General features: G+C 70.5%; 3 protein-coding genes and 1 pseudogene. 3 read left to right on the top strand and 1 reads right to left on the bottom strand.

The window, feature by feature from the left end:
• Positions 1 to 1,084 (bottom strand): annotated as a pseudogene (locus tag B2U11_RS05560) (PQQ-binding-like beta-propeller repeat protein); the annotation flags it as partial.
• A gap of 230 nt (positions 1,085 to 1,314) precedes the next feature.
• Here B2U11_RS05560 and B2U11_RS05555 point away from each other — a divergent pair.
• The 3 genes from B2U11_RS05555 to B2U11_RS05545 all read left to right on the top strand — a co-directional run.
• Entirely contained in the window at positions 1,315 to 2,745 is a 1,431-nt protein-coding gene (locus B2U11_RS05555; RefSeq protein ID WP_292070470.1) for an NAD(P)-dependent oxidoreductase, read from the top strand.
• Positions 2,746 to 2,907: 162 nt separating this feature from the next.
• Entirely contained in the window at positions 2,908 to 7,542 is a 4,635-nt protein-coding gene (gene gltB, locus B2U11_RS05550) for a glutamate synthase large subunit (protein ID WP_292070468.1), read from the top strand.
• On the top strand, positions 7,535 to 8,757 hold a 1,223-nt coding region (locus B2U11_RS05545), incomplete at its 3' end, for a glutamate synthase subunit beta (protein WP_292070467.1). The genes gltB and B2U11_RS05545, both read left to right, overlap by 8 nt.

The raw sequence follows: 8,757 nt of genomic DNA, 5'->3' as shown, positions 1-8,757 counted from the left end.
AGCCCTGGATCACGCCCGAGGCGTTCCACCGCTTCTGGCCGTCTAGGACCTGGTGGCCCGTGACGATGACGCCCCGCACGATGACGGGCGCCGAGGTGATCGACACCATGCCGGGATAGGGGTCGCCCATGCCGACCTTGATGCTGACCGCGCCGTTCTGGCCGAAGGCCGGGCACGGACGCCCAGTGCGGGCGTCGACGGCGATGATGCGGCCGTCCAGGGTGCCTTCGATGATCTTGACCGCGCAGGGTTCGGCCGGATTGGCGTTCGCCCGGGCATGATAGGCCACGCCGCGGCAGGCGGCGGTGTAGGGAATCTGGTCGTCGGCGACCTGCGGATCATAGGTCCACTTCTGCTGGCCCGTATTGGCGTCCAGGGCGAACAGCTTGTTTCGGGCCGAGCACAGATAAACGGTGTCGCCGATCTTCAGCGGCGTGGTCTCCGCCCCCCACCGCTCGCCCGGCAGATCGCCGGTGCGGAAGGTCCAGGCGCGTTCCAGCCGGCCGACGTTGTCCTTGTTGATCTGGGTCAGCGGGGTGTAGCGCTGGGCGCTGTCGGTGCCGCCCCAGGCGGGCCAGTCCGCGCCCGTCTTCAGCAGGGCGGGATCGTTGTAGCGTCCGCGCGCGCCGGGCACCGGATGGTCGACCTGGGCCTTGTTGGCCTGGGCGATGACGACGCCGAAGATTAGGGTCAGCACCGCCAGACCGGCCGCGGACCCTGCGGCCAACCGCCCCGCGCCGCGCCGCAGCGCCGGCAGGGTCGCGATGACCAGGAACATCAGCACCAGCGGCCCGACCAGGCGCGGCACCTGGGCCCAACCGTTCAGCCCCTTTTCCCAGAAGGCCCAGATCAGGGTGGCTGCGAAGGTGGCGGCGTAGATCCACGCGCCGCGGATATCGCGCAGGATCAGCAGCACGCCCGAGGCGATCAGCGCCAGGCCCGCGATCAGGTAGTACCAGGAGCCGCCCAACGTCGCGAGTTGCACCCCGCCGACGGTCAGGATCAGGCCGATCAAGGCGAGCAGGACGCCGAGAAGCAGGGTCAGCCAGCCCCCCAGACCGGTTGGCGTTGTCCATCGTGGCATGAGAGCCCCCTGAAGCTGCTGATCAAGGAACGGCAACGCTCGCTCCCCGGCCGAGTTCCATAGTGTCGCAGGCGGGAACCAAAAACTCTGTTGCGCCGCACACGGCCGCGCGAGCATCTTTTGATAAGCCGCCCGCCCACCTTGAAATATTATTTCTTTTTGAGAGGCATAACGCCGGTTACGCCAATATTATTTGCCTTGAATGGCCCGTTTGCGGCATATGCGACGCCGTGACACATAAGACCATAACGCCAGGCGGGACTTTCGTTGTAGAGCCGCGCCGCCTTTCCAAGGCCTCCGCCGAACTGCGCGCCCGCGGGTTCGGGGAAATCACGCTTCCGCCGTCTACTGAGACGGCCGAGAAACAGGCGTCGCGCTGCACCGACTGCGGCGTGCCGTTCTGCCAGAACGCCTGCCCGCTCCAGAACAATATCCCCGACTGGCTGCGCCTGTCGGCCGAGAACGAGGTGCGTGAGGCCTGGCGCGTCTCGTCCCTGACCTCGACCATGCCCGAGATCTGCGGCCGCATCTGCCCGCAGGACCGCCTGTGCGAAGGCGGCTGCACCCTGAACCAGTCCGGCTGGGAAGCCGTCACCATCGGCTCTGTAGAGGCCTGGATCGCCGAACAGGCGTGGGAGAACGGCTGGGTCGAACCGATCCGCCCGCTGGCCGAACGGGGCGAGAGCGTCGGCGTGATCGGCGCGGGACCGGCGGGCCTGGCGGCGGCCGACCGACTGCGCTCCGAAGGCTATCAGGTCACCGTCTATGACCGGCACGACCGGGCCGGCGGCCTGCTGATCTATGGCATTCCCGGCTTCAAGCTGGAGAAGCACGTCGTGCAGCGGCGCGTCGACCGCCTGGCCGAGGGCGGCGTCACATTCGTGCTGGGCTGCGAGGTCGGCAAGGACGTGACCCTGACCGAACTGCGCGACCGCCACGACGCGGTCCTGCTGGCCATGGGCGTCTATCAGCCGCGCATCCTCTCCGCGCCAGGCCGGGGACCGGGCTCCACCGTCGAGGCGCTGCAGTACCTGATGCACCAGAACCGCCGCGACCTGGGCGACGCCGAACAGGACGGCTGGCACGAGGCGCGCGGCAAGCGGGTGGTGGTGATCGGCGGCGGCGACACGGCGATGGACTGCGTCCGCACCGCCGTCCGTCAGGGCGCCCAGAGCGTCACCTGCGTCTATCGTCGCGACCGGGACAACATGCCCGGCTCCGCCCGCGAAGTGCAGAACGCCGAGGAGGAAGGCGTCGTCTTCGAATGGCTGGCCGCGCCCAAGGCCTTGCTGTCCCAGGGCGACGACGTGACGGGCGTGCGCGCCCAGCGCATGGCCCTGACCGAAGCCGCGCCCGGCGAGCGACGCAACATCGCGCCCGTTCCCGGCTCGGATTTCGACATTCCCGCCGACATCGTCATCGAGGCCCTGGGCTTCCAGCCCGAACCCTTCGCGGCGCATGAACCCGACCTCAGACTGCGCGACGACGGCACGATCAAGGTCGGCGCCGTCAGCTTCGCCACCAGCCTGCCCGGCGTGTTCGCCGCCGGCGACGCGGTCCGAGGCGCCTCGCTGGTCGTCTGGGCGGTGCGCGAAGGACAGGACGCCGCCGCCGAGATCGACCGTTACCTGAAGACCCGCACCGAGGAGGTCGCGGCATGAGCGAACTCCGTCTTCCGCTCATCCCGGCGAAAGCCGGGACCCAGTTCTTTGGGCGCTCTGAAGGAGCGATCGGATCAACAATTTTCATCCCCGACACCTGTGGCTCGCGACAGCACTGGGTCCCGGCTTTCGCCTGGATGAGCGGAGGGGTTGGATAGGCTCATGACCTGGCTGAACACCTACAATCAAACCCGCGACCGTCTGGAAGCGGGCCACGCCTATGACCGCGCCTCCGAGCGCGACGCCTGCGGCGTGGGCCTGGTCTGCTCCATCGACGGCAGCCCGCGCCGCGACGTGGTCGAATACGCGATCCGCAGCCTGAAGGCCGTGGCCCACCGGGGCGCGGTCGATCCCGACGGCCTGTCCGGCGACGGCGCCGGCGTGATGGTGGAACTGCCCCAGGGCTTCTTCGCCGACCAGGTGGCGGCCATCGGCCAGTCGCTGCGGCCCGGCCCCATCTGCGTCGGCCAGATCTTTCTGCCGCGCACCGACCTGGGCGACCAGGACCGCGCCCGCGCCATCGTCGAGACCGAGGCCCTGCGCGCCGGATTCTGGATCTACGGCTGGCGCCAGACGCCGGTGGACCTGTCCGTGGTCGGGACCAAGGCGGGCGCGACCCGGCCCGAGATCGAGCAGATCATGCTGGCTCCCCCGCTGGACGACGCCGGCCGGCCGCTGGACGGCGAAGCGCTGGAGCGTGAACTGTTCCTGACCCGGCGCCGCATCGAGAAGACCGTCAAGACCGAGAACCTACAGGGCGTCTATATCTGCACCCTGTCGTCGCGTTCGATCGCCTACAAGGGCATGGTCCGCGCCGAACTGCTGGGCGACCTGTATCCCGACCTGGAGGACCCGCGCTTCGTCTCGGCCTACGCCGTCTTCCACCAGCGCTATTCGACCAACACCTTCCCGGAATGGCGGCTGGCCCAGCCCTTCCGAATGCTGGCCCACAACGGCGAGATCAACACGTTGAAGGGCAATCTGAACTGGATGAAGAGCCATGAGATTCGCATGGCCGCCCAGGCGTTCGGGGACCGCGACGGCGAGGTGAAGCCGGTGGTCCAGCCGGGCGGATCGGACTCGGCCTCGCTGGACAATGTGTTCGAGGTTCTGGTGCGCGCCGGTCGACCCGCCCCGATGGCCAAGGCCCTGCTGATCCCCGAGGCCTGGGCCAAGGACGACGTGGTCATGCCCGAGCCCAACCGCGCCTTCTACGCCTATTGCAATGCGGTGATGGAGCCGTGGGACGGCCCGGCCGCCATCTGCGCCGTGGACGGCCGCTGGGTCGTCGCCGGCAAGGACCGCAACGGCCTGCGCCCCCTGCGGGCGGTCGAGACGGTCGACGGCCTGCTGATGGCCGGCTCCGAGGCGGGCCTGGTGCCGATCCCCGAGAGCCGCGTGAAGCGCCGCCTGCACATCGGCCCCGGCAAGCTGATCGCCGTCGATATGGCGAACGGCCGCCTCTATGACGAGCACGAGGCGATCGACGCCCTGGCCGCCGCCCACCCCTATACGGAGTGGCTGGACAACATGGTCGATCTGGAGCCGATCATCGGCCCCGGACCCGAGCCCCGTTCGGCCCAGGGCGAGGCCCTGACGCGCCGCCAGATCGCCGCCGGTTTCAGCCGCGAGGACCTGGACCTGACGCTGGATCCGCTGATCCGAGACGGCAAGGAGGCGGTCGGCTCGATGGGCGACGATGCGCCGCCGGCGGTCCTGTCGGCCCTGCCCCGCCCGCTGCCGCACTATTTCCGCCAGAACTTCAGCCAGGTCACCAATCCGCCGATCGACCCGTTACGCGAAGCGGGGGCCATGAGCCTGAAGACCCGGTTCAAGAACCTGGGCAACATCCTGGCCGAGGAGGAGGCCCAGACCGACGTCTTCGTGCTGGACAGTCCGGTCCTGACGAACGGCATGTACGAGCGCATGATCGAGACGGTCGGCGCCGGTTCGACCGTGGTGATAGACTGCAGCTACGCCCTGCCGTCGCAAGAGGCCCGCCCCGGCGCCGGGCTGCGCGCCGCACTGGACCGCATCATGGACGAGGCCGAGGCCGCCGCGCGCGACGGGGCCGCCCTGATCGTGCTGACCGACCAGCAGGGGTCCGCCGAGCGTCTGGCCGCCCCGATGATCCTGGCTACGGCGGGCGTTCACGGGCGACTGACCAAAGTCGGGCTGCGGACCTATTGCTCCATCGTGGTCCGGACCGCCGAGACGCTGGACCCGCACGGCTTCGCCGTCCTGGTCGGCGTCGGCGCCACCACCGTCAACGCCTGGCTGGCCCAGGACCTGTTCCAGGAGCGGCTGGACCGGGGCCTGTATCCCGGCCTGACGCTGCGCGACGCCTGCCTGCACTACAAGAAGGGCATCGAGGCCGGCCTGCTGAAGACCCTGGCCCGCAAGGGCATCAGCGTCATCTCCGCCTATCGTGGCGGCTGCGAGTTCGAGGTGCTGGGCCTATCGCGCGCCCTGACGGCCGAGTTCTTCCCCGGCGCCCCCTCGCGCATCTCCGGCATCGGCCTGGCCGGGCTGGAGCAGGCCGCATTGAAGCGCCACGCCAAAGCCTGGGGCGAGGCCCAGCCCGTCCCGTCGATGGGCGGCTTCTTCAAGATCCGCTCGGGCGGCGAGGCCCACGCCCACGAGGCGCGGACCATCCACCTGCTGCAGGACGCCTGCAATCGCGGCGACTACCGCCGCTTCAAGCAGTATTCCGAAGTGGTGCGGAACCAGCCGGACCTGTCCCTGCGCGACCTGCTGGACTTCCGCGAAGGGACCGCCATCCCCATCGATCAGGTCGAGAGCGTCTCGGACATCCGAAAGCGCTTCCTGACCCAGGCTATGTCGCTGGGCGCCCTCAGCCCCGAGGCGCACGAGACGCTGAACATCGCCATGAACCGCATCGGCGCCCGCAGCGTGTCCGGCGAAGGCGGCGAGGACCCGGAACGCTATCACCCGCGTCCCAACGGCGACGACGCCAATTCGGCGGTCAAGCAGGTCGCCTCCGGCCGGTTCGGCGTCACGGCCGAATATCTGAACCAGTGCCGCGAGATCGAGATCAAGGTGGCCCAGGGCGCCAAGCCCGGCGAGGGCGGCCAGCTGCCCGGCTTCAAGGTGACCGAATTCATCGGCCGCATGCGTCACGCCGTGCCCGGCACGACGCTGATCAGCCCGCCGCCGCACCACGACATCTACTCGATCGAGGACCTGGCGCAGCTGATCCACGACCTCAAGCGGGCCAACCCGACCGCGCGGGTCCACGTCAAGCTCGTCTCCGAGTCCGGCGTGGGCACGGTGGCCGCGGGCGTCGCCAAGGCGCGCGCCGACGTCGTGCTCATCTCCGGCCACGACGGCGGAACGGGCGCCTCCCCGCTGAACTCCCTCAAGCACGCGGGCACCCCGTGGGAGATCGGCCTGGCCGAGGCGCAGCAGACGCTCATGCTCAACGGCCTGCGCGAGCGCGTCACCGTCCAGGTGGACGGGCAGCTCAAGACCGGCCGGGACGTCGTGATCGCCGCACTGCTCGGGGCCGAGGAGTTCGGCTTCGCGACCGCCCCGCTCGTGGTCTCCGGCTGCATCATGATGCGCGTGTGCCACCTGGACACGTGCCCCGTGGGCGTGGCCACCCAGAACCCCGAGCTGCGCGCGCGCTTCACGGGCAAGCCCGAGTTCGTCGTCAACTTCTTCGAGTTCATCGCGCAGGAGGTCCGCGAGCTGCTCTCGCAGCTGGGCTTCCGCACGCTCGACGAGGCGATCGGCCACCGCGAGCTGCTCGACGTGGACGCGGCCCTGCACCACTGGAAGTCCGAGGGCCTGGACCTCTCGGGCATCCTCGCGGACCCCTCCGTCGGCCGGCGTCCGGGCCACGAGGACGCGCCCATGCGCCGCACCACCGAGCAGGACCACGACCTCGCCTCCCACATCGACCACCGGTTCATCGCCCGGCTGGGGGACACGCTCACGACGGGCACGCCCGTCGTGATGGACGAGGCCGTCGTGAACACGGACCGGTCCGTGGGCACGCTGCTGGGCTACCACGTCACGAGCACGCGGCTCGCCGACGAGCTGGACGACGACACGATCACCGTGCGCCTGACGGGCGAGGCCGGCCAGTCCCTCGGCGCCTTCCTGCCCGCCGGCGTCACCCTGCGGCTCTCGGGCGACGCCAACGACTACGTCGGCAAGGGCCTGTCGGGGGGACGCGTGATCGTCCGCCCCGACGCCGAGGCCCCGTTCGTGGCCGAGGAGAACACCGTGGCCGGCAACGTGATCGGCTACGGCGCCACCTCGGGCCAGCTGTTCCTGCGCGGCCGCGTGGGGGAGCGGTTCCTCGTGCGCAACTCCGGCGCCACCGCGGTGGCCGAGGGCATCGGCGACCACGGCCTGGAGTACATGACCGGCGGTGAGGCGCTGATCCTCGGCGAGACCGGCCGCAACCTCGCCGCCGGCATGTCCGGCGGGCGGGCCTGGGTGCTGGACCTGGACCGGGAGGACCTGAACCCACTCGCCGTCCGCGAGGACGCCCTGATCCTCGAGGCGCCGTCCGCGCAGGACCGGCTGCGGATCGCCGAGCTGCTGGAGCTGCACCGCGCGGAGACGGGCTCCGCCGTCGCCAGATCGGAAGAGCGCGACCTGCGGGCTGGCGGGGACGCCGCCGACGCCGCGTGGGACCGCTTCACGACCGTCCTGCCCCGGCAGTACGACCTCGTGCTGCGCACCCGTCAGGCCGCGACGGCCGAGGGACTCGACCCGGACGGGGAGGCCGTCTGGGACCGACTGCTGGAGGTGACCCGTGGCTGATCCGCGCGGATTCCTGAAGAACCGGGAGCGCGTCGAGCGCCCCACGCGTCCGGTGCCGGTGCGCATCATGGACTTCAAGGACGTGTACGTCCGCCAGGACGAGGCGATCGTGCGCACCCAGGCCGGCCGGTGCATGGACTGCGGCATCCCGTTCTGCCACTCCGGGTGCCCGCTGGGCAACCTCATCCCGGAGTGGAACGACCTGGTCCGGCGGGGACGCTGGGACGAGGCCGCCGCGCGACTGCACTCGACCAACAACTTCCCCGAGGTCACCGGGCGGATCTGCCCCGCCCCGTGCGAGGACTCCTGCACCCTGGGCATCAACCAGCCCGCGGTCACCATCAAGCAGACCGAGGTGGCGATCGCGGAGCAGATCTTCGACAACGACTGGCTCGAGCCGGTCGTGCCGGCCCGCCTGAACGGCCACACCGTGGCCGTCGTCGGCTCGGGCCCGGCGGGACTGGCCGCGGCGCAGCAGCTCACCCGCGCCGGCTTCACCGTGGTGGTCTACGAGCGCGACGAGCGCCTCGGCGGCCTGCTGCGGCTGGGCATCCCGGACTTCAAGCTGGAGAAGGACGTCCTGGACCGGCGCCTGGCGCAGATGGAGGCCGAGGGCACCCGGTTCCGCACCGGCGTGGAGATCGGCGTCGACCTGCCCTGGGACCAGCTCAAGGCCCGCTTCGACGCCGTGATCGTGGCGACCGGCGCCCCCGTGGCCCGCGAGCTGCCCGTCCCCGGCCGCGGCCTCGACGGGATCCACCTCGCCATGGACTACCTCGTGCAGTCCAACCGCGCGGTCGCCGGCGACGAGGTCCCGGACCAGATCTCCGCCGAGGGGCGCCACGTGGTGATCCTCGGCGGCGGCGACACTGGCGCGGACTGCATCGGCACCGCGCACCGCCAGGGGGCGGCGTCCGTGACGACGCTGGCGATCGGCCAGCAGCTGCCGGTCGAGCGCCCCGTCCACCAGCCGTGGCCCACGATCCCCAAGGTCCACCAGCAGACCACGGCCGACGCCGAGGGCGGCGCCCGCGCGCACCTTGCCTCCACGGTCGAGTTCCTCGGCGACGAGCACGGCCGCGTGCGCGCCCTGCGCGTGGCGGAGACCGAGTACCGCGAGGACGGCACGCGCGGGCCCAAGGCGGGCACCGAGCGCGAGGTCCAGGCGGACCTGGTGCTGCTGGCGCTGGGCTTCACCGGCATCGAGGAGGAGCT

It is taken from the genome of Brevundimonas sp. UBA7534 (genome assembly GCF_002479325.1).
Classification (GTDB): Bacteria; Pseudomonadota; Alphaproteobacteria; order Caulobacterales; family Caulobacteraceae; genus Brevundimonas.
The sequence above is the reverse complement of the archived record's forward strand: the minus strand, read 5'-3'. Positions and strand labels throughout refer to the sequence as shown.